This is a genomic window from Roseomonas alba, from assembly GCF_019430885.1.
Lineage (GTDB): Bacteria > Pseudomonadota > Alphaproteobacteria > Acetobacterales > Acetobacteraceae > Neoroseomonas > Neoroseomonas alba.
On sequence record NZ_JAHYBZ010000010.1, the window covers coordinates 17,365 to 40,187 of the forward strand.

General features: G+C 69.6%; 24 protein-coding genes. 5 read left to right on the forward strand and 19 right to left on the reverse strand.

What is annotated here, in order from left to right; genetic code table 11:
- Positions 1–67: 67 nt before the first annotated feature.
- The 6 genes from KPL78_RS24755 to groES all read right to left on the reverse strand — a co-directional run bounded on the left by KPL78_RS24755 (position 68) and on the right by groES (position 5,893).
- The gene (locus tag KPL78_RS24755; protein ID WP_219765658.1) at positions 68–1,246 is read right to left on the reverse strand and encodes an amidohydrolase family protein; all 1,179 of its coding nucleotides are present in this window, start codon (positions 1,244–1,246) and stop codon (positions 68–70) included.
- Positions 1,243–2,196, reverse strand: a complete 954-nt coding sequence (locus tag KPL78_RS24760) for a threonine dehydratase (protein ID WP_219765833.1) — start codon at positions 2,194–2,196, stop codon at positions 1,243–1,245. The genes KPL78_RS24755 and KPL78_RS24760 overlap by 4 nt, the downstream gene beginning before the upstream one ends.
- Before the next feature lie 9 nt (positions 2,197–2,205).
- Positions 2,206–2,409 carry a cold-shock protein gene (locus tag KPL78_RS24765; protein WP_219765659.1) on the reverse strand — a complete coding sequence of 68 codons (204 nt, stop codon included), beginning with the start codon at positions 2,407–2,409 and terminating at the stop codon, positions 2,206–2,208.
- A gap of 206 nt (positions 2,410–2,615) precedes the next feature.
- Positions 2,616–3,596, reverse strand: coding sequence for a Bug family tripartite tricarboxylate transporter substrate binding protein (locus tag KPL78_RS24770; RefSeq protein ID WP_219765660.1), 981 nt, complete (start codon positions 3,594–3,596; stop codon positions 2,616–2,618).
- Positions 3,597–3,880: 284 nt separating this feature from the next.
- Positions 3,881–5,524 carry a chaperonin GroEL gene (gene groL / locus KPL78_RS24775; RefSeq protein WP_219765661.1) on the reverse strand — a complete coding sequence of 548 codons (1,644 nt, stop codon included), beginning with the start codon at positions 5,522–5,524 and terminating at the stop codon, positions 3,881–3,883.
- Between the two features lie 54 nt (positions 5,525–5,578).
- Positions 5,579–5,893 carry a co-chaperone GroES gene (gene groES / locus KPL78_RS24780; RefSeq protein WP_219765662.1) on the reverse strand — a complete coding sequence of 105 codons (315 nt, stop codon included), beginning with the start codon at positions 5,891–5,893 and terminating at the stop codon, positions 5,579–5,581.
- Between the two features lie 309 nt (positions 5,894–6,202).
- Between groES and KPL78_RS24785 the strand changes: the two genes are divergently transcribed.
- Positions 6,203–6,475 (forward strand): usg protein, encoded by a 273-nt coding sequence (locus tag KPL78_RS24785; protein ID WP_432761294.1) that lies wholly within the window; start codon positions 6,203–6,205, stop codon positions 6,473–6,475.
- Between the two features lie 52 nt (positions 6,476–6,527).
- Here KPL78_RS24785 and KPL78_RS30455 read toward each other — a convergent pair whose 3' ends face one another.
- From KPL78_RS30455 to KPL78_RS24805, 5 genes are all read right to left on the reverse strand, one after another.
- A complete protein-coding gene (locus KPL78_RS30455) occupies positions 6,528–6,650 on the reverse strand; it encodes a hypothetical protein (protein ID WP_255569418.1) in 123 nt (40 codons plus the stop codon).
- 235 nt (positions 6,651–6,885) lie between these two features.
- Positions 6,886–7,158 (reverse strand): ubiquitin family protein, encoded by a 273-nt coding sequence (locus KPL78_RS24790; RefSeq protein ID WP_219765663.1) that lies wholly within the window; start codon positions 7,156–7,158, stop codon positions 6,886–6,888.
- Complete coding sequence (locus tag KPL78_RS24795; protein ID WP_219765664.1) at positions 7,151–8,233, reverse strand: WD40/YVTN/BNR-like repeat-containing protein; 1,083 nt, start codon at positions 8,231–8,233, stop codon at positions 7,151–7,153. Before KPL78_RS24795 ends, KPL78_RS24790 begins: the two co-directional genes overlap by 8 nt.
- Complete coding sequence (locus KPL78_RS24800; RefSeq protein ID WP_219765665.1) at positions 8,230–8,676, reverse strand: SRPBCC family protein; 447 nt, start codon at positions 8,674–8,676, stop codon at positions 8,230–8,232. Before KPL78_RS24800 ends, KPL78_RS24795 begins: the two co-directional genes overlap by 4 nt.
- Positions 8,673–9,005: an ArsR/SmtB family transcription factor gene (locus KPL78_RS24805; protein WP_219765666.1), complete on the reverse strand. Its 333-nt coding sequence runs from the start codon at positions 9,003–9,005 to the stop codon at positions 8,673–8,675. The genes KPL78_RS24800 and KPL78_RS24805 overlap by 4 nt, the downstream gene beginning before the upstream one ends.
- Before the next feature lie 130 nt (positions 9,006–9,135).
- Here KPL78_RS24805 and KPL78_RS24810 point away from each other — a divergent pair, with 130 nt between their 5' ends.
- A complete protein-coding gene (locus tag KPL78_RS24810) occupies positions 9,136–11,001 on the forward strand; it encodes an ABC-F family ATP-binding cassette domain-containing protein (protein ID WP_219765667.1) in 1,866 nt (621 codons plus the stop codon).
- A 480-nt stretch (positions 11,002–11,481) separates the two neighbouring features.
- Here KPL78_RS24810 and KPL78_RS24815 read toward each other — a convergent pair whose 3' ends face one another.
- Positions 11,482–11,655 carry a hypothetical protein gene (locus KPL78_RS24815; protein WP_219765668.1) on the reverse strand — a complete coding sequence of 58 codons (174 nt, stop codon included), beginning with the start codon at positions 11,653–11,655 and terminating at the stop codon, positions 11,482–11,484.
- Positions 11,656–11,834: 179 nt separating this feature from the next.
- Here KPL78_RS24815 and KPL78_RS24820 point away from each other — a divergent pair, with 179 nt between their 5' ends.
- Positions 11,835–12,800, forward strand: a complete 966-nt coding sequence (locus tag KPL78_RS24820; RefSeq protein ID WP_219765669.1) for a Bug family tripartite tricarboxylate transporter substrate binding protein — start codon at positions 11,835–11,837, stop codon at positions 12,798–12,800.
- 42 nt (positions 12,801–12,842) lie between these two features.
- Here KPL78_RS24820 and KPL78_RS24825 read toward each other — a convergent pair whose 3' ends face one another.
- The 4 genes from KPL78_RS24825 to KPL78_RS24840 form a co-directional block, all read right to left on the reverse strand.
- Positions 12,843–14,459 carry an EAL domain-containing protein gene (locus KPL78_RS24825; protein ID WP_369412848.1) on the reverse strand — a complete coding sequence of 539 codons (1,617 nt, stop codon included), beginning with the start codon at positions 14,457–14,459 and terminating at the stop codon, positions 12,843–12,845.
- A 164-nt stretch (positions 14,460–14,623) separates the two neighbouring features.
- The gene (locus KPL78_RS24830) at positions 14,624–15,073 is read right to left on the reverse strand and encodes a DNA polymerase III subunit chi (protein ID WP_219765671.1); all 450 of its coding nucleotides are present in this window, start codon (positions 15,071–15,073) and stop codon (positions 14,624–14,626) included.
- Between the two features lie 7 nt (positions 15,074–15,080).
- Positions 15,081–16,502, reverse strand: a complete 1,422-nt coding sequence (locus KPL78_RS24835; RefSeq protein WP_219765672.1) for a leucyl aminopeptidase family protein — start codon at positions 16,500–16,502, stop codon at positions 15,081–15,083.
- A 10-nt stretch (positions 16,503–16,512) separates the two neighbouring features.
- On the reverse strand, positions 16,513–17,991 hold the full coding sequence (locus KPL78_RS24840; protein WP_219765673.1) for a leucyl aminopeptidase: 1,479 nt from the start codon (positions 17,989–17,991) through the stop codon (positions 16,513–16,515).
- A 110-nt stretch (positions 17,992–18,101) separates the two neighbouring features.
- Here KPL78_RS24840 and cysQ point away from each other — a divergent pair, with 110 nt between their 5' ends.
- Complete coding sequence (gene cysQ / locus KPL78_RS24845) at positions 18,102–18,872, forward strand: 3'(2'),5'-bisphosphate nucleotidase CysQ (RefSeq protein WP_219765674.1); 771 nt, start codon at positions 18,102–18,104, stop codon at positions 18,870–18,872.
- The gene (locus KPL78_RS24850) at positions 18,869–19,840 is read left to right on the forward strand and encodes an L-threonylcarbamoyladenylate synthase (protein WP_219765675.1); all 972 of its coding nucleotides are present in this window, start codon (positions 18,869–18,871) and stop codon (positions 19,838–19,840) included. Before cysQ ends, KPL78_RS24850 begins: the two co-directional genes overlap by 4 nt.
- Here the strand turns inward: KPL78_RS24850 and KPL78_RS24855 are convergent.
- The 3 genes from KPL78_RS24855 to KPL78_RS24865 all read right to left on the reverse strand — a co-directional run bounded on the left by KPL78_RS24855 (position 19,803) and on the right by KPL78_RS24865 (position 22,795).
- Positions 19,803–20,534 carry an EthD domain-containing protein gene (locus tag KPL78_RS24855; protein WP_219765676.1) on the reverse strand — a complete coding sequence of 244 codons (732 nt, stop codon included), beginning with the start codon at positions 20,532–20,534 and terminating at the stop codon, positions 19,803–19,805. The genes KPL78_RS24850 and KPL78_RS24855 overlap by 38 nt on opposite strands.
- Positions 20,535–20,777: 243 nt before the next feature.
- Positions 20,778–21,752 carry a Bug family tripartite tricarboxylate transporter substrate binding protein gene (locus tag KPL78_RS24860; protein WP_219765677.1) on the reverse strand — a complete coding sequence of 325 codons (975 nt, stop codon included), beginning with the start codon at positions 21,750–21,752 and terminating at the stop codon, positions 20,778–20,780.
- A 65-nt stretch (positions 21,753–21,817) separates the two neighbouring features.
- Positions 21,818–22,795, reverse strand: a complete 978-nt coding sequence (locus tag KPL78_RS24865; RefSeq protein ID WP_219765678.1) for a Bug family tripartite tricarboxylate transporter substrate binding protein — start codon at positions 22,793–22,795, stop codon at positions 21,818–21,820.
- Between the last annotated feature and the right edge of the window lie 28 nt (positions 22,796–22,823).

Sequence of the window (22,823 nt, forward strand, 5' to 3'; positions counted from 1 at the left end):
TGCTCCTGTCGCGATGGACGCAGCGTTGCATGAGGTTGTCGGGTCTGGGAGGTCTCGCCTGGCCGACCTAGGCCACCAAAATGCCGTCCCGTGCCACGATGCGTCCGCCCGACACCACCAACCGCCGCGGCGGCCGTGCGACCACGGCCTCGGCCAAGCTGCGGGCCTCGACCAGCACCAGGTCGGCCCGCGCCCCCGGCGCGAGGCCGTGACCCGCGAAACCACAGCCCGCCGCGCCGGCATCGCTGACGCAGTCGAAAGCGAGCGCGATCTCGTCGTCCCGGCGTAAGTTGTTGCGCAGCCCGATCAGCATGGCGCGTTCGAGCATGTCGGGCGAGCCATAGGGCGTCCAGGTGTCGCGGATGCCGTCATTGCCGCCGAAGATGGTCACGCCCGCCGCACGGCAGGGTGCCACCAGCGGCACGGGGCGCGAGGCCGGCGCCGTGGTCGCGATGCCCACGCCGAGCTCCGCCATCTGCGCCAGCAGCGCGTCACGCTCGCGCTCCGTGATGTCGCCCAGGCAGAAGGCGTGGCTGACCACGACCTTGCCCTGCATGGCGAGCGCACGGGTGCGTTCGAGGATTAGTTCCAGCGAGAAGGCGCCCATCGCGCCCGGCTCGTGCAGGTGGATGTCCACCGGCTTACCGTGCCGTTCCGCCAGGCCGAAGACGATGTTCAGGTGCTTCACCGGATCGCGCTCGATCGCGCAGGGGTCGAGGCCGCCGACGATGTCGGCCCCCATGGCGAGCGCCGCGTCGAGCAGGCTCTCCGTCCCCTGGCGCGCCAGAATGCCGGATTGCGGGAAGGCGACGATCTGGATGTCCTGGAGGCCAGCCATCGCCTCCCGCGTCCGCAGCACGCCCTCGACATGGCGCGTGCCGCCGGAGGTGTCGACATCGACGTGGCTGCGGATGCGCGTCGTCCCCTGCGCAAGGAAAGCCCGCGCCATGGCGAGCGACGCCGCACCCGCATCATGGCCCGTGCGCGCGCGCCATTCGCGCTCGGTGTCGATCTTGTCGATGATGCGCGGGCCGACTTCGTTCACCAGCCAGTCGGGCTGGTGGAAGGTCGTCTTGTCGAGATGGGTGTGGCCTTCGACGAAACCGGGCAGCAGCAGCGCGCCGGCGCCATCCACCGTCGCGATGCCATCCGGCGCGGCGCCTTTGGCGATGCGGCCGCCAAGCACCAGCACATCCGCCGCCGCGCCGCCCATCGGGCGGACATTACGCAACAGCAGTTCGGTCATGCCACCACCCAGTCGCGGAACAGGTCGAAATCGATGTTGCCGCCGGACAGCACCAGGCCGACGCGTTTGCCGCGCATCGCCTCGCGTTCCTGCAGCAAGGCGGCGAGTGGCGCCGCGCCGGCGCCCTCGGCCAGGTTGTGCGTGTCCTGCCAATAGGCGCGGATCGCCGCCGCGATCGCGTCGTCATCCACGGTGACGATGCGCGAGGCACCGGCGCGGATGATGTCGAGCGCCGCCGCATCGGGAACGCGCGTCGCCATGCCGTCCGCCTGCGTGTCGGCGCGGTTCGTCGTGACGACATGACCGGCCGCGAAGGACAGCGCGTAGGAGGGCGCGCCGGCGGACTGCACACCGATGATCTCGGTCGGCAACCCAAGCAGGTCGCGCGCGAGAATGCAGCCGCAGATGCCCGAACCGAGTCCGATCGGCACATAGAGCGCATCGAGCAGCGGCGATCCGCGGAAGAATTCCCACGCATAGGTCGCGACGCCGAGCACCAGGTCACGCGCAAAGGATGGCGCGAACTCCAGGCCGTCGCGCGCGGCGAGGCGCATTGCCTCCTCCCGCGCCGCGTCGAAATCCTCGCCGTGCTCGATCAACCGCGCGCCGAAGGCGCGCATCGCCGCATTCTTCTCCGCACTGTTGCCATGCGGGACGAGGATGGTGACCGGCACGTCATGGCGCTGCCCCGCATAGGCGAGCGACTGCCCGTGATTGCCGCGCGTCGCGCTGATCACACCGGCGACATCGGCGCGCTCGCGCTTCAGGCGATCCATGTAGACGAGCCCGCCGCGCACCTTGAAGGCGCCGCAGGGCGTGTGGTTCTCGTGCTTGACGTGGACCTCGGCCCCGCAGCGCGCGGCCAGGAGCGGCCAGGCGAGCTGCGGGGTGGGCGGGAATGTCTGGTGGACGAGCGCTGCCGCCGTCTCAAGTTCGGCGAGCGTGAACAGAAGCGGATCCTACAGCGGCTTGAGGTTGGCTGCGGCCGCTTTGCCGCGCTCGGTGACGACGTCGTAGCTGACCTTCTGGTTCTCGTTCAGGCCGGTGAGGCCGGCCTTCTGCACGGCGGTGATGTGGACGAAGACGTCCTTGCCGCCATCCTGCGGGACAATGAAGCCGAACCCCTTGGTCGCGTTGAACCACTTCACGGTGCCGATCGCCATGCGACCTGTCTCCTTGCTTGCCGGCCGCCGGGATGCCGCCGGATGTTCCAGCCGGGCCCTGAATCGGCTTGGAGGCGACCGGGTCCCCGGAGGCACGGCAAGGCGAGGCTAGGCACGAATGGAAGTGAATCAGATGCAGATTGCTGAGGCTGCGTCAATGAAAGCCGGAGTTGCATTCCCATGCCGAAAGCGGCGCCGCATCATGCTCATTCCATGCGGATTCCCAGTTCCGGAATCGTGCGGCCCCAGAAGGCATGTTCATCCCGCACCTGCGTCGTGAAGGCTTCCGCGCTGACCGGTGCGGCGAGCGGTTCGAGGCCGTCACGGCCGAGCTTCTCATGGAAGGCCGGCATGCCTGCGATCTCGGCGGAGGCCGCACGCAATGTCGCGACCGCGTCCTCCGGCGTGCCGGGCGGGAAGAAGACGCCGTGCCAGCCGGTGACGTTGTAGCCGGGCAGGCCCTGCTCGGCGACGGTCGGCACGTCGGGGAAGGCGGGCGAGCGGTGCGCACCCGTCACCGCGAAGGCGCGCAGCTGGCCTTCGCGCACCAGCGGGATCGCCGGCGGCGGGGAGGAGATGTTGAACTGCACCGTGCCATTCACCGCATCCATCAGCGCGGGCGCCGTGCCGCGATAGGCGACGTCGTTCAGCTCGATGCCCGCCATCTTTGCCAGCAGCTTGCCGGCAAGGTGGTTGTTCCCGCCATTGCCCGAATGACTGAAGGTGATCTCGCCCGGCTTCTGCTTCGCGAGCGCGATCAGCTCCTGCAGGTTGTTCACCGGGAAGCGCGGATAGGCGACGAGGATGTACTGGTAGTTCGCGAGGATCGCGACCGGCACCAGCACCCGCGCGGGATCCTCGCGTTCGGCAGTGCGATAGACATGCGGGTTGATGACGATGTTGGAGGAGACGGCGTAGAGGAAGGTGTAGCCGTCGGGCCGCGCGCGCACGGCCTGGGTCGTGCCGATGTTGCCGCCCGCGCCGCCGCGATTGTCCACCACCACGGTCTGGCCGAGCTTCTGCGACAGGATGGCCGCGAATTCGCGGCCGACGATGTCGGTGCCCCCGCCCGCGGCGTAGGGGACAATCATCGTCACCGTCCGATTGGGTCGCCAGGTGCTGCCCTGGGCCGCGACCAGCGCGGGCGCAAACAGGGTGGGGGTGAGAAGAAGAGCGCGGCGCTTCATTGGACGGTCCCGGTTTCTGGGGGCCGCTCCTTAGCACCTCCGCGGTGCCGCGCCATAGTGGAATGAAGCCCGGCCCAACCGTCGTAAACGGCGGATCGCGGCCCCGCCGCGATCCGGGAGTGCAAAGCGCGACCGCGCCCAAACCATCCGCCGCCGCCAGCGCACCAGCGCAGGGCGCGAAGGCAAGCCGGCCGGATTGCCGGCGCCCGCCGTCTGAGGGGCACACAAAAGAAAGGGGCGGCCCGTAGGCCGCCCCCTCCCCTGCTCCGGATCGGAAGAACCGATCAGAAGTCCATGCCGCCCATGCCGCCCATGTCGCCCGGGCCACCGGCCGGGGCCGCCGGCTTCGCCGGACGCTCGGCCACCATCGCCTCGGTGGTGATCAGCAGCGCAGCCACCGAAGCGGCATCCTGCAGGGCGGTGCGCACGACCTTGGTCGGGTCGATGATGCCCGCCGCGACGAGGTTCTTGTACTCGTCGGACTGGGCGTCATAGCCGTACTCGTAGGTGTCGGTGCGCAGCACCTCACCGGCGACCACGGCGCCGTCCTTGCCGGCATTCTCCGAGATCTGGCGGATCGGCGCCTGGATCGCGCGGCGCACGATCTCGATGCCGACCTGCTGGTCGTTGTTGTCGCCCTTGAGGCCCGACAGCTTCGTCGAGGCACGCAGCAGCGCCACGCCACCACCCGGGACGATGCCTTCCTCGACGGCGGCGCGGGTCGCATGCAGCGCGTCATCGACGCGGTCCTTGCGCTCCTTCACCTCGACCTCGGTCGAGCCGCCGACGCGGATGACGGCAACGCCACCGGCCAGCTTCGCCAGACGCTCCTGCAGCTTCTCGCGGTCGTAGTCCGAGGTGGTCTCCTCGATCTGCGCCTTGATCTGCTCGCAGCGGCCGGTGATGGCGGACTTCTCGCCGGCACCGTCGACGATCGTGGTGTTCTCCTTCTCGATCTTCACGAGCTTCGCACGGCCGAGCATGTTCAGCGTGACGGTCTCGAGCTTGATGCCGAGGTCTTCGGAGATCACTTCACCGCCGGTCAGGATGGCGATGTCTTCCAGCATCGCCTTGCGGCGATCGCCGAAGCCCGGCGCCTTCACGGCAGCGATCTTGAGGCCGCCGCGCAGCTTGTTGACGACCAGGGTCGCCAGCGCCTCGCCTTCCACGTCCTCGGCCACGATCACCAGCGGCTTGCCCGACTGCACCACCGCTTCGAGCAGCGGCAGCATCGGCTGCAGCGAGGAGAGCTTCTTCTCGTGGATCAGGATGTAGGGGTTCTCGAGCTCGGCGATCATCTTCTCCGCATTCGTGATGAAGTACGGGGAGACATAGCCGCGGTCGAACTGCATGCCCTCGACGACGTCGAGCTCGGTCTGGATGGACTTGGCTTCCTCGACGGTGATGACACCCTCGTTGCCGACCTTCTCCATCGCCTTGGCGATCATCTCGCCGATCTCGGTCTCGCCATTGGCGGAGATCGAGCCGACCTGCGCCACTTCGGCCGAGGTCGTGATCTTCTTCGTCTTAGCCTCGAGGTCCTTCACGACCTCGGCGACGGCCTTGTCGATGCCGCGCTTCAGGTCCATCGGGTTCATGCCGGCGGCCACGGCCTTGGCACCCTCGCGCACGATGGCCTGGGCCAGCACGGTCGCGGTGGTGGTGCCGTCACCGGCCAGGTCGTTGGTCTTCGAGGCCACTTCGCGCACCATCTGGGCGCCCATGTTCTCGAACTTGTCGGCCAGCTCGATTTCCTTGGCGACGGTCACGCCGTCCTTCGTGATGCGCGGGGCACCGAAGGACTTGTCGATCACGACGTTGCGGCCCTTCGGGCCCAGCGTCACCTTCACGGCGTCGGCCAGGATGTCCACGCCACGAATCATACGCTCGCGCGCCGAGGCGCCGAACTTCACGTCCTTAGCAGCCATTGTGTTCTACCTCTGAATTCTGTGTTGGGTCGGTCGGTTCGCGGAAGCGGCGCCTCAGGCGGCCTTCTTCGCGGCGGCAGTGCCCTCGATGATGCCCATGATGTCGGACTCCTTCATGATCAGGAGCTCCTCGCCATCGAGCTTCACCTCGGTGCCCGACCACTTGCCGAACAGGATGCGGTCGCCGGCCTTCACGTCGAGCGGACGGACCTCGCCCTTGTCGTTGATGGTGCCGGAGCCGACGGAGACGACTTCGCCTTCCTGCGGCTTTTCCTTCGCGGTGTCGGGGATGATGATGCCGCCGGCGGTCTTCTCTTCCGCGGTGACGCGGCGAACCAGAACGCGGTCGTGCAGGGGACGGAAAGCCATGATGTCCTCTCTCTCCTGAGCCTCGGGTTGATGACGGCTCGCCCTGGGAAGCCTGGCCGGTCGTCCGGAACGCCCCGGCCGTTAGCACTCCCCCCAGAGGAGTGCCAGCGATCTAAGCCGCCGCTCCGGCACAGTCAAGCGTTTGGCAGCACTCGCCGAGCGAGAGTGCTAATGGCCTGAAACTAAAAGATTTATCTTGCGTTTGGGTGCAGCGCACATGTCATCCTGGTGACAGATGGCGCAGCAACAGCCGTCGAAGAAGACAGGAACCGCACGGCAGACCACTCCCAAGGGAAAGGATTGCAAACGGTGCTGCAGGGACTGGAACCGATCCTCCGTATCCCCGACTGGCGGATGACCACCGCCGAGTTGCTCTACCACCTGCCGGACCACCCGCATGTCCTGCAGGCCTATATTTGGCAGAAGGTGGACCTGGCGCCGGAGTTCCCGGAACTGACCCGGTTCCTGGATTTCTGGCAGCGCGAGATCGAGGGGCCGCTGCATTCGGTGCGCGTCGCATCGGCCGCGCTGACCCGGGCAGCGGAGCTGAAATTCGCGAACGGGGTCTTCACGTTGCATTAGGGCCGGCGGCCACTCCCCAACCGAAAGGGAGTGGCCGACCCACCGAGTCGCCCTACTGCCGGGACCGCGCCGTCTGCGCCTGGACCTGTTGTGCGGCCTGCGCCAACTGGACATTGGCGGGCGTTGCGGCGGCGCCGGCCAGCAGCATGTCGCGGCGGGTGGATTGATTGGACATCCGGTTCGTCCCCAACTCAATGCGGCGTCATCCGCTCAAGCTTTGTCCCGCCCGGCCGGGTGGGTGCTCGATGGTGGCCGCGCAACCAGACGATAGCGTTCCGCCCCGTCGGGGCATGGAATAGCGTGTAGCAGTCCGATCCAGATCGCGTGCATCCATCAGCGGTTGGGAGAATGGCCGCCGCCACGTCGGCAAGGCGTCTTGGCGCGAGGCGGACCCTCTCGCCGGGCGCGCCCTACCCCCCGCTGATCCAGGTCATCACCAGCATCTCGCCGCGCGGCGGGATCGGGGTGTCGAGCCGGGCACGTTCGCCATCGACGAAGATGTTGAGGTGCCGGCGGATCGCCGGCGTCGAATCGCACAGCCGGTCCGCCATCCCCGGCCACAGCCGATCCAGCGCCGCGATTGCCTCCGCCACCGTTCCCGCTGTCACCTCGGCCTGCCGCGGAGCGCCGGGGAACAGACGGCGCAGCGCCTCGGGCAACAGGACCGTGACCGGGTCAGCCATCGCGGACCAGCGTCTCGACGCTGAGGATGGTCGGCAGGTGTTCGGCGATGCAGGTCCAGGCCTCGCCCTCATCGGCGCTGGCGTAGAGCCCGCCGCCGCTGGTGCCGAAATACACCCCGGCCGGGTCCAGCCGGTCCGCCGCCATGGCCCGCCGCATCACCCCGAAATAGGCGTGCTGCTGCGGCAACCCGTCGCGCAGGGCCTGCCAGTTCGCACCCGCGTCGCGCGTGCGCCACACCGCCGCCGCGGCATCGGGCATGTAGCGCCCGGCCTGATCGCCGTTCAGCGGCAGCAGATACAGCGTATCGGGGTCGCGCGGATGCGCCACCGCGGGAAAGCCGAAAGAGGACGGCAGCCCGGCCTCGATGCTGGTCCAGACCCGCCCGCCATCCTCGCTGCGGTACATGCCGCAATGGTTCTGCTGATAGAGCCGGTCCGGCATGCCCGCCGCCATGGCCAGGGCATGAACGCACTGGCCGTGCTCGGGATAGCGCTGCTCCTCCGGCGCGTAATCCTGTCGCGTGCCGCGGTTGCGCGGGGCCCAGGTCGCACCCCCATCCTCGGTCGCGAAGACGCCCGCCACCGAGATCGCCACCCACAGCCGGTCCGCATCCGCCGGATGCGGCAGGATGCCGTGCAGGATCATGCCCCCGCCGCCAGGCTGCCAGTCGGCGCGGCTCGGATGGCTGGTCAGGCCGGTCACCTGTGTCCAGGTCTCGCCCCGGTCGTCGCTGCGGAACAGCCCGGCCGGCTCGACCCCGCACCACAGCGTCCCGTCCGGCCCCAACGCCAGCGACCAAGCCGCCTTGATCGGCGTCTCCCCGGCCGGATAAGCAAGCCCGGTGCTGGAATGCGTCCAGCTCTCCCCGACATCGGTCGACCGCCACACCGCCGGCCCGAACCATTCATTCCCGCCGGCGGCCCAGATCGTCCCGGTCGCGGGGTCGGCAATGACATGGTTGATCGGCCAGGTCTCGCAGAACGGCCCGCGCAGCGCCCAGTCGCGGCGATCCCCATCGCCATCCAGAATGAAGGCGCCCTTCTTGGTGCCGAGCAGCAGCTTCACCTGCGTCATGCCATTCCCTCCGTTGCGAAGCGCGCCGCGAGGCGCTCGAGCGATTCCGTCCAGCCCCGCGTATGGCGCGTCGCCGTCGCCTCATCGGCGAAGCGGTCATGGGTCAGGGTCAGTTCCGTGCCTTCGGGGATTGCCCGCAGGCGCACGGTGACGCGGGATTCCCGTTCGGGTGCGTTCTGCCAGGCCCAGGTGAAGACCAAGCCCTGGTCGGGCGTGATGTCGAGGTAGCGGCCTGCCACCTCATGTCGCCCGCCATTGTCCTCGCGCAGCACCACCCGGAAGCTGCCGCCGGGGCGGGCATCGACCTCGGCCTCCTCCACCCGCGTATGGTGCGGCCCGAACCAGGTCGCGAGCGTCTCCGCCATGGTCCAGGCGGCGAAGACGCGCTCGGGTGCCGCGCGCAGCCGGCGCACCAGGGTCAGGCTCGGCGCCACCACGGTCACAGCTTGCGCTCCAGCGCGGCGGCCAGGCGGTCGAGGCTCTCCTCCCAGAAGCGGGCGTAGCGCTGCAGCCAGGTCATGGCGTCCTCCAGCGGTGCGGCGACCAATCGGCAGGTGACGGTCCGCCCGGTCTTCTGCCGCGCGACGAGACCCGCCCCCTCCAGCACATCCAGATGCTTCATCACCGCCGGCAGCGACATGGGCAACGGGCGGGCGAGTTCGCTGACGGTCAGCCCGTCACTCTCGGCAAGCCGCGCCAACAAGGCCCGGCGGGTGGGGTCGGTCAGTGCGCCGAAGATGCGGTCGAGCGGTTGATGCTGATGATGAACCATTAAGTTAAGTATTTGCGCGGAGACGGGCCGCACGTCAAATGCAAAGCAGATCGTTCGGGTCGGCGGCCTCTTGCGGCATCGCCGAAACCCTCATCGCAAATTCCCAGACAGGCGTTAAAACCCCGCCCCCATGACCGTCCTTTCCATCCGCGACCTGACCATCCGCGTCGCCGGCCGGCCGCTGCTGGACGGCGCCAACCTGCAGATCGACGACGGCCGCAAGGTCGGACTGGTCGGGCGCAACGGCGCAGGCAAGTCCACCCTGCTGCGCGCCATCACCCGCGACCTCCAGCCGGATGGCGGAGAGATCCGCCTCGCCCAGCGCGCCCGCATGGCCCATGTGGCACAGGAAGCCCCGGGCGGGGATGAGTGCCTGCTCGATGTCGTGCTCGCCGCCGACACCGAGCGCGCCGCGCTGCTCGCTGAGGCCGACAGCCACCCCGACCCCACGCGCCTCGCCGAGATTCATGACCGGCTGATCGCCATCCGCGCCGACAGCGCGCCGGCGCGGGCAGGCGCGATCCTCTCCGGTCTCGGCTTCGATGCAGGGGCGCAGGCGCGCGCGTCGCGCGAATTCTCCGGCGGCTGGCGCATGCGCGTGGCGCTGGCCCGCGCGCTGTTCCTCGAACCCGAATTGCTGCTGCTGGACGAGCCGACCAACCACCTCGACCTCGAAGCGACCATGTGGCTGGAATCCTGGCTGCAGCGCTTCTCCGGCGCGGCCATCGTGGTCAGCCACGATCGCGGGCTGCTGGAACGCTGCGTCGATTCCATCGCGCATCTCGATCAGCAGAAGATCACCCTCTACCAGGGCAACTTCGCCACTTTCGTGCGTATGCGCGCCGAACGCGCAGCGCAGCAGGCCGCCGCCAACGAGCGCATCGCCGCCGAGCGCGCGCATATCCAATCCTTCATCGACCGCTTCCGCTACAAGGCGTCCAAGGCCCGCCAGGCGCAGTCCCGCATCAAGGCACTGGAACGCATGCCGCCGATCGAGGCGGTGGTCGAGGATACCCCCGTCCGCTTCGCCTTCCCCTCGCCGGACGAGCTGCCGCCGCCGATCCTGTCCCTGAATGGCTGCTCGGTCGGCTATGGTGGCCCGCCCATCCTGCGCAACCTGACCCTGCGTCTGGATCAGGACGACCGCATCGCGCTGCTCGGCGCCAATGGCAACGGCAAGTCCACCCTGGCGAAGCTGATCGCCGGGCGCCTGACCGCCGAGGGCGGCACGCAGTTCCGCAACGCGCGCCTGCGGGTCGGCTATTTCGCCCAGCACCAGGCCGAGGAGCTGGACCTGTCCGGCACGCCGCTGACCCATATGCAGGCCGCCCTGCCCAAGGCGACCGAGACGCAATGCCGGTCCCAGCTCGCCCGCTTCGGCCTCGACGCCGACCGCGCCGACAACCGCATCACGGCGCTGTCGGGCGGCGAGAAGGCCCGCCTGCTACTGGCGCTCACCACGCGCGACGCGCCGCAGTTGCTGATCCTCGACGAACCGACCAACCATCTCGACATCGATGCGCGCGAGGCGCTGGTGAAGGCCCTCGCCGACTACAATGGCGCCGTGGTGCTCATCACCCACGACCCGCATCTGGTGGAACTCGCCGCCGACCGGCTGTGGCTGGTGGCGGACGGGACGGTGAGCAGCTTCGACGGCGACCTTGATGATTATCGTGCACTGCTCGCCGAACGCGCGCGCGGCGGGGCCAAGGCCGACACCGGCGACGCCCGGGCCGAGGCGCGCCGCGAACGCGCCGGCACGCGCGTCGCCACCGCGCCCCTGCGCGCCCGGCTGAAGGACGTCGAAGCCGCGCTCGATCGGCTGTCGCGCGAGGATGCGTTGATCGAGAAGCGCCTCGCCGACCCTGCGACCTATGCGCGCTTCAAGCCCGAGGACATCACCTGGGCCAATACCCGCCGCGCCGCGATCGCGAAGGATGTCGCGGCGCTGGAAGAGGAGTGGCTGGAACTGTCGGCGCAACTCGACGCGGCGTGAGGTCCTGCCCCCTGGGGCTACCCTCGCCAAAGGCCGAAGGCCCTTCGCAGCAACCTGGATAGACCCGCTGAAGCGGCAACCGGAGGGGCCCTGCCCCTCCGAACCACCCCGCCAGGATGCTGGGCATCCTGGACCGCAATCCATTGGTACTGGGCACTGCAGGCATTCTACGCCCACCAAGCGCCCTTCCTGCGCAAGAGCGGGTTTCGGCATCCGTTCTGTCAGCGGCGCCCGGCGCCAAATCGAGGTTTCCAAAGGCCTTTCGGCCTTGGGTGGGTTGGTTTGGAGGGGCAAAGCCTCTCCAATTCTTCGGCGCAAGCGCCCGCTTGGTCAGGAAGACCTTAGGGAGCCGCCATCTGACGCTCGGCAGCACGGGCCCGACGAGCGTCGAACCCAGCGCACAAGCGACCACGCCACCCGCAACCCATCAGCGGTGTTCCAGGGCCTTCGGCTTTTGGGTGAGGTCAACTCCGCCCGCCGTCACTGCGGCTTGCGCTTCTCCTGCGGACAGGCGCGAACCTTCTCGTCTTCCAGGGTCCGCCGCATGAAGGTCGGCCACAGGGCACGGCCGGTGGGCGGCTCCGGTGCGACATCCCGCTTCACCGGGACGCGGGCGGCCTGCTCGGCCGGCCGGGGTGGTGCGATGCTTTCCATCCTGCCCCTCCCACTGCTGGAAATCCGATCCAGCAAGCCCCAAGCCTAGGCACCCGCGGGCCAGAAATACAACGAAAGGATGTGTGACATGCGCGCGGCACGACTGGACCGGCGCGGCACGATGCGCCAACACGGTCCGGTGATCGGCGCCGTCGCGCCACACGGGAGAGAGGTCCGCCATGATCCGCCGCCGCGCGCTGCTCGCCACGCCCGTCATCGCCCTGCCCGCTATCGCCCAGGCCCAGGCTTGGCCGGCCCGCCCGGTGCGCATCGTGCTGGCCTATCCGCCGGGCGGATCGACCGACGTGCTGGCCCGCACCCTGGCCGCGGCGCTGCAGGACGCGATCCCGGGCAGCGCCTTCGTGGTGGACAACCGCCCCGGCGGTGCGGCCGTGGTGGGCACCCAGGCGGTCGCGCAGGCGGCGCCCGATGGCTACACGCTGGCGCTGGGCAACAACCAGACCCATGCGGCCAATGCCGCCATGCTGCGGTCCCTGCCCTATGACCCGGTCGCCGACTTCGCGCCGATCGCGCGACTTGCGGCCGTGCATCACGCGCTGGTGGTGCCCGCGAACGGGCCGCGGACGCTCGCCGAGCTCGCGGCCAAGGGCAAGAATGGCGGGCGCGTGACCTATGCGTCCTCCGGAGCCGGCTCGGCGAGCCACGTCATCGCCGAGACCTTCGTCCGCCGCGAGGGCATGAACGCGACCCACATCCCCTATCGCGGCGGCGCGCAGGCGACGACGGACACCGTTGCAGGCACGGTCGACTTCTTCGTCTCGACCTGGCCGCAGGTCGTGGCGCTTGTGAAGGACGGCCGCCTGCGGGCCCTCGGCATTGGGGCGCCGGCGCGACTGCCGGAAACCCCCGACGTGCCGACCTTCGCCGAGCTGAACGCGCAGGACCTGGCCGTGGACGCCTGGTTCGGCCTGTGGGCTCCGGCCCACGCCCCGGCCCCGGTCGTGACGCGCCTGTCCGACGCGTTGATGGGCATCCTCGCCCAGCCTGCGATGCGGGAAAGGCTGAACAGCCAGGGCTTCGTCGCGGCCCCGATGCCGGCTGAGCCCTTCGCGGCTTTCCAGCGCGAGGAAGTCGCGCGGTGGCAGCGCCTGGTGGATGTGACGGGCATCCGCATCGAAGGGTAAGCTACGGCAGGGAAGAACGCTGCGCGCCTGTCCGGTCCAGGGTCAGGCGCCATCCGCCTGATCCAGGGCATCGACCGGGACCCCGTCCCACGGACCGGCCTTGTTGTGCCCGTAATAGTCGATGATGTCGCCCAGCGGCATCGCCTTGGCATAGAGCCAGCCCTGGCCGAGCTTCACGCCCGCCTTCCGAAGATAGTCGACCTGCTCCTCGGTCTCGATCCCCTCCGCCACGATGGCCAGGCTGAGTTCCTTCGCCATGCCGATGATGTGCGGAATGACGATGCTGGTCGCCGCGTCCTTCCCGATGGAATCGACGAAGGCCTTGTCGATCTTGAGCGCATCGAGCGGCAGCTTCTCAAGCAGCGACAGGCTCGAATAGCCGGTCCCGAAGTCGTCGATCGCCACGAGATGCCCCGCCGCCCTCGCTGCGGTGATGGTCTTCCGTGCGGCATCGGCATCGACGAAGCCGCGCTCCGTGGCTTCCAGCCAGACATGCGGCGCGGCGACATTCCAGCGCGCCAGGGCACGGTCCAGGACCGGCAGGAAGCGGCCGCTCCCGATGTCGCTCGCGCCGATGTTGATGGCGACATACACCGACCGGTCAATGGCGAGCATATCGGCCAGGTCGCGGACCACCCGATCGATCATGAAATCGGTGATGTCGGCGATCAGGCCGAACTCCTCGGCGATGGGAATGAAGGAATCAGGGGGAATCATGCGGCCATCCGGCTGTTGCCAGCGCACCAGCGCTTCGGCCCCCACGCAACGCCCGGTGCCCAGGGACATGATCGGCTGGTAGTGGACGACGAGCTCCCCGTTCCTGATCGCGCTCGCCAGTTCGCTCCGGAGCGAGAGGCGATGACGCGAGAACCAGGCGACCGTCGCGACGAGCACCAGCGAAACGACACCCCCAAGTGGCAGCAGGAGCCACAGTTCCTCCCGCCATCGCCCCTCGATCGCGGACCTTTCGGCGATCGCGAAGGCGATGAAACCCGGCCCGCCGACAGAGGCATAGAAATGGCGTGCATCCGCGCCGACAGCCGGCCCGCTGGTCAGCACGGCCAACAGTTCGGGATCCGCGGAGCCGGACAGCGCGACCAGCCTTCCCCCATCCATGGCGACGCCGAGGGTCGCATGCGTGTCGAGCAGGACGTCCACCATCCTCTGCGGCTTGACGAGGACGGCATGGCCACGATGGCTCACGGCCACCATGGAGCCCCCACGGCTTACCGTCGACTCGACGTTCAACGTGATTCCAACACCGTTCGGCAGAGTATGATCGGGTGCTCTCTCCAGAATCGCCCGGTTCGTATTTCCCCAAATTGTACAGGACAAGCGCCCATTTCTATAATAGACGATCTCATCGATCGTCATAATATCGACGCTTAATTGCCTCATGCGCCCTATATGAGCCGGCGAACAATCATCCCACTGCTCGCTCGATATGATTCCCAGGGCAGTATTGGCCTGGGATATAGTATCATTGAATCTTCCTAAAGTTATTTTGGCGTATTCAGATAAATCAAGAAGCAAATTTCTTTCCGCTCTAATTCTTGATATATACACACTGGAGAATATTGATGCACTTATCGCAAGGCAAGAAAGACAGATTGCCCAGTAGAATACTCTCCGTTTCCGCACGACGCCCCTTCCTGACACCGCTCAATGAGTGATCACCAAACGATGATCGGGCCCTTACTCCTCGTTAAGGATGCATGCTCCTTCACAGAAATGCAAGTAATGATTGTAACAGTGTTGCGGAAAACAACTCTAGGTAGCATTTCCAGAAGGCATTATCCCGCAGCGGCCAGCACATCAGAGGCTCAGCCGCGCTTCTCCCAACCCGACTGCCCCTGCTGCCAATAGGTCAGCGCGTGCCCCGCCGCCTTGGCCGCCACCCAGCGCCGTCGCGCCGCGGCGACGGCGCCCTCGTCGCCGCCATCGAACAGGTCCAGCACGCGGTCGTAATCGCCGAGCCGTGCACTGTCCGCGCCGTCCACCAGGAACAGGAAGCGCGCGCCGTTTCCGGGGGAGGTATCGGCCGTGCCAAGCAGGATCGGCTGCAACGGATCGTTCTCCCCGCCCGCCATGCCGTGCGGCAGCCAGTCCGGGTCCGGCGCGACCCACAGCGCGGCGTCCAGCGCCTTGGCCCGCTCGGCTTCCCCGCACAACACGAAGGCGCGCCCGCCGGTGGCGAGCACCCGCCCCAGCAGCCGCGGCAGCGCCTGGTCCAGCCGCGTCCGGGTCAGGTGGTAGAAGCCGATCTCGGCCATGGCAGGCTCAGGGCTCCGCCTCGAACCGCATGGCGACGAGCCGGTCGAGCATCCGCGCCCCGAAGCCCGTCGGGCCGGCGGGGCCAAGCGCGTGCGGCGCATCGGCCGTGTCCATCCCGGCGATGTCGCCATGCGCCCAGGGGCGCTCGCCGACGAATTCGCGCAGGAAGGCCGCGGCGTGGCATGCATCAGGCAGCAGGCGGGACGTCTCCGAGGAACACTGCTTCAGGTCGGCGACGTCCGAGGCGAGGTCCTCCCGGTGCCGCGCCCCGATCGGCATGGGCCAGAAGGGCTCGCCCACCGCCTCCCCGGCCGCGGCGAGGCTCGCCATCAGCGCCGCGTCATTGCCGAACAGCCCGGCGCGATGATGCCCGAGTGCGGTGATGATGGACCCGGTCAGCGTGGCGAGGTCGATCACCGCGCGCGGCCGGAAGGCGGCAATGGCATGATGCAGCGCATCGGCCAGCACCATCCGCCCTTCCGCATCGGTGTCGATCACCTCGACCGTGCGGCGGGACGCCGTGCGGATGATATCGCCGGGGCGGTAGGAACTCGCGCCGGTGGCATTCTCGGCGATCGCCAGGACTGCGACGACGGGCGCGGGGGATTTCCGTCGCGCCAGGGCCAGCATCGCGCCGGCACAGGCGGCGGCGCCGGCCATGTCGGCGCGCATCGCCTCCATCCCCGCCGCCGGCTTGATGCAGATGCCGCCCGTGTCGAAGACGATGCCCTTGCCGACGAAGGCAACGGGGGGTGCGGGCAGCACGCCGCGCCAGCGCAGCACCACCAGCCGCGGCGGCGTCTCGGAACCCCCACCGACCGCCAGCAGCCCGCCAAAACCGTGCCGCTTCAGCCATGTGCGGCCATGAACCGTGACCTCGATGCCTTCTTCCTCGAACGCGCGCAGGCGCTTGGCGAAGCGGCGGGTGGTCAGGCGATTGGCGGGCTCGATGACCAGGTCGCGCGCCAGCAGGCAGCCGGCCACGCCGGGCGCGAGGGCGGCGAAGGCATCCTCCGCCGCCTCGACGTCCGGGGTGTGGACGATCAGGCGCTCGATGCGGCGCGGCACGTCGCGGCTGCGCAACTCATCGAAATGCCAGGCGCCGAGCGCCACCCCGGCAGCCAGCGCCGCGACGATCTCGGGCGCGAAGCCCTCTCCGGCCAGCGCGACCTCGCTCACCGCCCCAGCGGCCAGTGCGGCGGCCGCACCGGCGCGTTCGGCCTCCCGCGCGCTCGGCAGCGGCCCGAGCCCGACCACCAGCCGGCGCGGCGCGCCCACCAGGTCGAGCACCTTCCCCGCCGCACCAGTAAAGCGGGCGGCATTGACGGCGGCGGCGACCGGTTCGGGCGGGACCACTCCCTGCACGATGGGCAGGATGCAGACCCGCTCGGCCCCCGGGGCCCCGCGGCGGAATTCGACCGCGATCATGAATCGGGACTTAGCCCTCGTAGTGTTCCGCCACCAAGCGATCGAGCATGCGCACACCATAGGCCGTGGCACCCTTGGGCGCGGTCGGCAGGTCCTTGCTGCTCCAGGCCGTGCCGGCGATGTCGAGATGCGCCCAGGGCTTGCCCTGCACGAAGCGCTGGATGAACTGCGCCGCGGTGATCGACCCGCCCGGCCGGCCGCCGACATTCTTCATGTCGGCGATGTCGGACTTGATCTGCTTGTCATAGGCATCCCCGAGCGGCATGCGCCAGGCCGCCTCGCCGACCGCCTTGCCGGCGGCCTCGATGCGCTGGGCCAGCGTGTCGTCGTTGCTGAACAGGCCCGCATGCTCATGCCCCAGCGCGATGATGATCGCCCCGGTCAGCGTCGCCAGGTCGACCATGAAGCGCGGGTCGAAGGTCTCGATGGCGTAGTGCAGCACATCGGCCAGCACCAGTCGGCCCTCGGCGTCGGTGTTGATGACCTCGACCGTCTGGCCCGAGGCGGTCTTGACCACGTCCCCCGGCCGCTGCGCGGTGCCGGAGGGCATGTTCTCCACCAGCCCCACCAGCCCGACCACATCGGCCTTGGCCTTGCGGCCGGCCAGTGCCGCCATCAGGCCGATCACCGTGCCGGCGCCGGCCATGTCCCACTTCATGTCCTCCATGCCGCCCGCGGGCTTGATGGAGATGCCGCCGGTATCGAAGGTCACGCCCTTGCCGATGAAGGCGACGGGCTTCGCCGCGGCCTTCTTGCCCTTGGCCGCGCCCATCCATTTCATCACCACCATGCGCGGCTCGTTCACGCTGCCCTGCGCGACGCCGAGCAGCGCCCCGAAGCCAAGCTTCTTCATCTCCTTCGGCCCCAGGATCTCGACCTCGACGCCGAGCTTGGTCAGGGCCTTGCAGCGTTCAGCGCATTCCACCGGGGTCAGGACGTTGGGCGGCTCGCTGACCAGGTCGCGCGTCAGGAAGACGCCATCGGCGATGGCCTGCAGCGGCGCGAAGGCGGCCTTGGCCTTCGTCACGTCGGCCACGGCGACGGCCAGGCGCTCGAGCTTGGGCTTGTCCTCCTCCTTCTCCTTCGTCCGGTAGCGGTCGAAGCGGTAGGACTTCAGTACCGTACCGAGCGCGACGGAGGCCGCCTGGTCCGGGGTCAGCCCATCGGCGGCGACCAGGGCCTCACGCTCCTGCGCCACGGCGCCGGCGATGGTGCCGCCGGCAGCCTCGGCGCCGGTCTCGGTCAGGTCTGCAACCTTGCCGAGGCCAATCGCGACCACCTTGGTCAGGCCTGCCCCGGGCGCCCAGAGGGTCGTGGTCTGCCCCTTGCGACCCTTGAACTTCGCCGCTTCCAGGCCGCGGGCGATGGCGCCGGCGGTGGCGCCGTCGGCCTCGGCGGCGAGGCCCGCGAGCGGCGCTTCCTCGGCCAGCAGGAGGACCAGCGCACCCGCACGCGGCAGCGCGGGCTTCGTGAAGGCGATGTCGGGCATGGTGACTCCGTGCGGGCGGCGAGTGTGGCGGTCAGATTACGCCCCAGGCCTCGGCACGGCCAGTGGCGGGGCTTGCCGGGGCCGCGCCGCGGCGCCACACCCCCGTGATCATGGATGATGATGCCCTGCTCGCCCTTGCCGTGCGCCTTGCCGACCAGGCCGCCGCCGCGATCACCGCGGTGCGCGCCGCGGGCTTCGTGATCGAGCGCAAATCCGACCGGTCCCCCGTCACCGAGGCCGACCGTATCGCCGAGGCGCTGATCGTCGAGGGCCTGCGCGCCGCGGCACCGTCCATCCCGGTGATCGCCGAGGAGGAGATCGAGGCCGGCACCGCCCCGCGCGATCCGGGCGACCGCTTCTGGCTGGTCGATCCGCTGGATGGGACGCGCGAATTCGCCGCCGGTCGCGACAATTTCACCGTGAATGTCGGGCTGGTCGACCGGGGCCGGCCGGTGCTGGGCGCCGTGGCGCTGCCGGCCACGGGCGAGCTGTTCTGGGGCCGGATTGGCGCCGGCGCCTTCAAGCGCGACGGGGCCGGCACGCGGCCCATCGCGGTGCGTCGCCCGCCGGCGGCAGGCCTGGTGGTCATGGGCAGCGGGCATCACCCGGACGATCCACGCATGACGCGCTTCCTCACCGGACGGCGGGTGCAGCGGATCGTCAATATCGGCTCGGCGGAGAAGTTCCTCCGCGTGGCGGAGGGCGGCGCCGATCTCTATCCGCGCTTCGGCCAGACCATGGAATGGGACACCGCGGCGCCGCAGGCCGTGCTGGAAGCGGCCGGCGGGACGCTGCGGCTGATGCAGGGCGGCGGGCCGTTGCCCTATCGGAAGCCCGGCTGGACCAACCAGCCCTTCATCGTCGAGGGCTTGCCGGCATGACCGAGCGCCTGCCCCCCGAGGCCATCGACCGCGCCGCCGCGCTGCTGCGCGCGGGCGAGCTCGTCGCCTTCCCAACCGAGACGGTCTATGGCCTCGGCGCCGATGCCTGGAACGGGCGCGCCGTGGCCGCGGTCTTCGAGGCCAAGGGCCGCCCGCATTTCAATCCGCTGATCTGCCACTTCCCCGACGCGGCCGCGGCCTTCACCGAGGTGATCCCCGATGACCGCGCCCACGCCTTGGCAGAGGCCTTCTGGCCCGGCCCGCTGACCCTGGTCCTGCCGCGCCGCCCGGCCTGCCGCATCGACCTGCTGGCCGGGGCGGGGCTCGACACGCTGGCGGTGCGGGTGCCGGCGCATCCGGTCACGCTGTCCCTGCTGCGCGCGGTCGCACGGCCGGTGGTCGGGCCGTCCGCCAACCGGTCCGGCCAGGTCAGCCCGACCACGGCCGATCACGTGCTGCACGGGCTGTCGGGCCGCATCGCCGCCGTGCTGGATGGCGGACCCTGCACGGTGGGGGTGGAGAGCACGGTGCTCGACCTCGCCGCCGGCGGGGCGGCGCTGCTGCGGCCGGGCGGCGTGCCGGCGGAGGACATCGAAGCGGTGATCGGCCCGGTCGCCCGCCCGATCCCGCTCTCGGCCGTCCAGGCAAGCCGGTCGCTGCGCTCGCCCGGCATGATGCTGTCGCACTACGCGCCAAGCCTGCCGGTGCGGCTGGGGGCGGAGGCGGTGTCGGCCGATGAGGCGCTGCTCGCCTTCGGCCCGCCCCTGCCCGGGGCGGGGGCGGTATTCCAGATGTCGGAAACCCGCGACGCGCGCGAGGCGGCCGCCCAGCTCTTCGCCGGCCTGCGACGGTTGGACGCGGAGGGCCAGCGTCTCGGGCTGGCGCGCATCGCGGTGATGCCGGTGCCGACGGACGGTCTCGGCGCGGCGATCAACGACCGGCTGGAACGGGCCGCGGCGCCGCGCTGACCGGCGGCGCCAGCAGGACTGCCTCCCGCAGCAGGAAGGTCTTCACCTGCCCCAGGAAGGTCGCGCCATCGGCGAACCAGTGCTGCGCCTCGGGCGAGACGACCATGGCGCGACGGGCGTCCATGTCCGCGCACCAGCTCTCCGCGATGCCGTCCAGCGGCAGGGCCATGCGCAGCGCGGGGCCCGGTGTCGGGCGTTCCGCGACGATGCCGGACAGCACGAAGCCGCGCAGCAGCGGCACGGTCGCGGCCATGGCGCCATGGACCTCGCGCCAGGCGTGCTGGAAGGCCTCCGGCGTCGCATCGTCGCGACGGCGGATGGCGGTGAAGGATTTGACGCCCGGGCGCGGACCCGGCGGCATCGAGACCTGCCACGCCTCGGCCGTGACGAAGCTGCGGCTGGCGCCGCGATAGCCCGCCTCGGCATCGCGCGTGGCGGCCAACATCGCCTCGGCCGTCGCCAGATCGTCGAACCAGAGTTCCTCGATGCCGTCGATCGGATCCATGTCGAGCAGGGCGACATCACTGCGTGAATGGATCTCGAGCGGGATGTTCAGCACGCAGCCGCGCAGGCCCGGCAACGCGGCCGAACGCGCGTGGCGCCACGCGGCGTGGAAGGCATCCGCCGGCAGATCCTGCCGGCGCGCCAGGAAGGTGATGATCTTGATGATGGCGTATCCTCCTTCGCGTCGCATGGGAGAGGGGCGCCGCCCCTCTCCAAACCTCACCCCGCCAGGCCGCAGTGCGGCCTGGACCGCCGGCATCTGGCGCCGGGCGCCACGGTCATTCCCTTTTGCCGCGCTCCGCGCGCAGGCGAGACATTCGGCATCGATCCGCGCCGTGGCGCTCTGAGCCAAGTATTAGTTTCCAAAGGCCTTTCGGCCTTTGGTGGGAAGAGGTCCGGAGAGGGGCGAAGCCCCTTTCCGGCCCACCCGCGATCACTCCGGTCGAACCCCTGCCGCCCGCAGGATCGCGGCCACCCGGATCAGGTCCGCCTTCACGAAATCATCCATCGCCGCGGGCGTCGCAATCTGCGGCTGCCGTTCGACCGCCAGTTCCACCAACCGCGGCTGCAGACGTTCCATCGCGCCATTGAAGGCCGCATTCCACGCGGCGATCGCTGCGGCCGGCGTGCGCGCGGGAACGAAGGCACCGAACCAGGCGGCGATGTCCCAGGCCGGCAGCCCCGCCTCGGTCGCCGAGGGCACGTCCGGCAGGGCGGAGGACCGCGTCGGCCCCGCCACCGCGATGGCCCGCACCGACCCGCCCTTGATGTGCCCCACCGCAGAGGGGATCGGGTCGATGCACAGATGCGCGCTGCCCGAGATCACCGCCTGCATCGCCGGCCCGCCGCCGCGGAACTGCACCATCTCCATCTCGATCCCCGGCAGCGCGCTGCGGAGGACTTCGGATGCCAAGTGGTTGCCGGACCCGATGCCGGCCGAGGCGAAGTTGATCTTCCCCGAATTGGCCCGCAGCCAGGCGATCAGGCTGGCCATGTCGGTGATCGGCAGCGCGTTGTTGACCACCAGCACCTGCGGCACCCGGCCCAGATGCGCGACGGAGGCGAAATCCCCCACCACGTCATAAGGCATGCGCGAGACGAGGCATGGCGCGATGACATGCGCATTGGAATGCAGCAGGACGGTGTAACCATCGGGCGGCGACTTCGCCACGGCCTCGGACCCGATGAGGCCCGCCGCGCCGCCGGCCCGGTTCTCGATGACGATGGATTGGCCGAGCTGCGCGGCCACCGTGTCCGACAGCACGCGGGCGACGACATCCGTCGAACCGCCCGGCGCGAAGGGCACGATGATGCGCAGCGGCCGGTCCGGCCGCCAGGCGGCCTGCGCACGGGCGATTCCGGGCGCAGCCAGGCCCGCCAGCAGAAGCGGGCGCCGTGAGATGTTCATTGTCCTTGTTCCTCCCTGTCGTTCCGCCATCCCGGATGCGCCCGACGGCGCATCCGGGGCGCGGGTCATTCCGGCTGCACGCCGGCCGCCCGCAGGATCGAGGTGTATTGGTCCACCCCCTCCCGCACGAGCGTCATGACCTTCTCCGGCGTGTCATAGCCCGCGCGCGGGCTCACGCCGGCCAGGTCACGCATCTTCTCCGCGCTCCGCTGGATCGCGGTCCGGAAGGCGGCGCCGAGGCCGGCCACGACCTCGGGCGGCGTGCCCTTGGGCGCGAGGATCGGGAAGAACTCCTCGAGGATCACGCCGGGGATGCCGGCTTCGACGGCGCTCGGCACGTCGGGCAAGGCGGGGCTGCGCTCAGCCGAGCACACGGCGAGGGCCCGGATACCCCCGCCCCGCACCTGGCCCAGCGAGGACGCCATGGTCGGCGTGCCGAGCTGCGCCTCGCCGCTCATCAGCGCGGCCACGGCCGGGCCGCCGCCGCGATAGTGCACCAGTTCGGCCTGGACGCCCTCGGTGCTGCGGAACAGCTCGGCAGCGACATGCACACCGCTGCCGATGCCGGCGGTCGCCATGTTGTAGCGGCCGGGATTGGCCTTCAGCAGCGCCACCAGTTCCCGCGCCGTGGTCGCCGGGACCTGCGGGTTGACCGCGAAGACATAGGGCGAGAAGCCGGCCACCGCGACGCCGACGAAATCCGCGACGGCATCGTAGGGCACGCGCGCGACGATGGCGGGCACCGTGGCATGCGCGCTGTTGATCAGGATGGTGTAGCCGTCGGCGGGGGCACGGGCGGCGGCCTCGGTGCCGATGACGCTGCCGGCGCCGGCGCGGTTCTCGATCACCACCGGCTGGCCGAGAATCTGGCCGGCCGCTTCCGCGACGATGCGCCCGACGATGTCGTTCGACCCACCCGGGGCGAAGGGGACGATCAGGCGGACGGGCCGGTTGGGCCGCCATCCGGCCTGCGCGGCAGCAAGGCGCGGCGCGGCGAAGCCAGAGGTGACGGCAAGCGCAAGGGTTGCGCGGCGGTGCAGCATCGAGAACGTCTCCCTAGGGCCCGGCGTC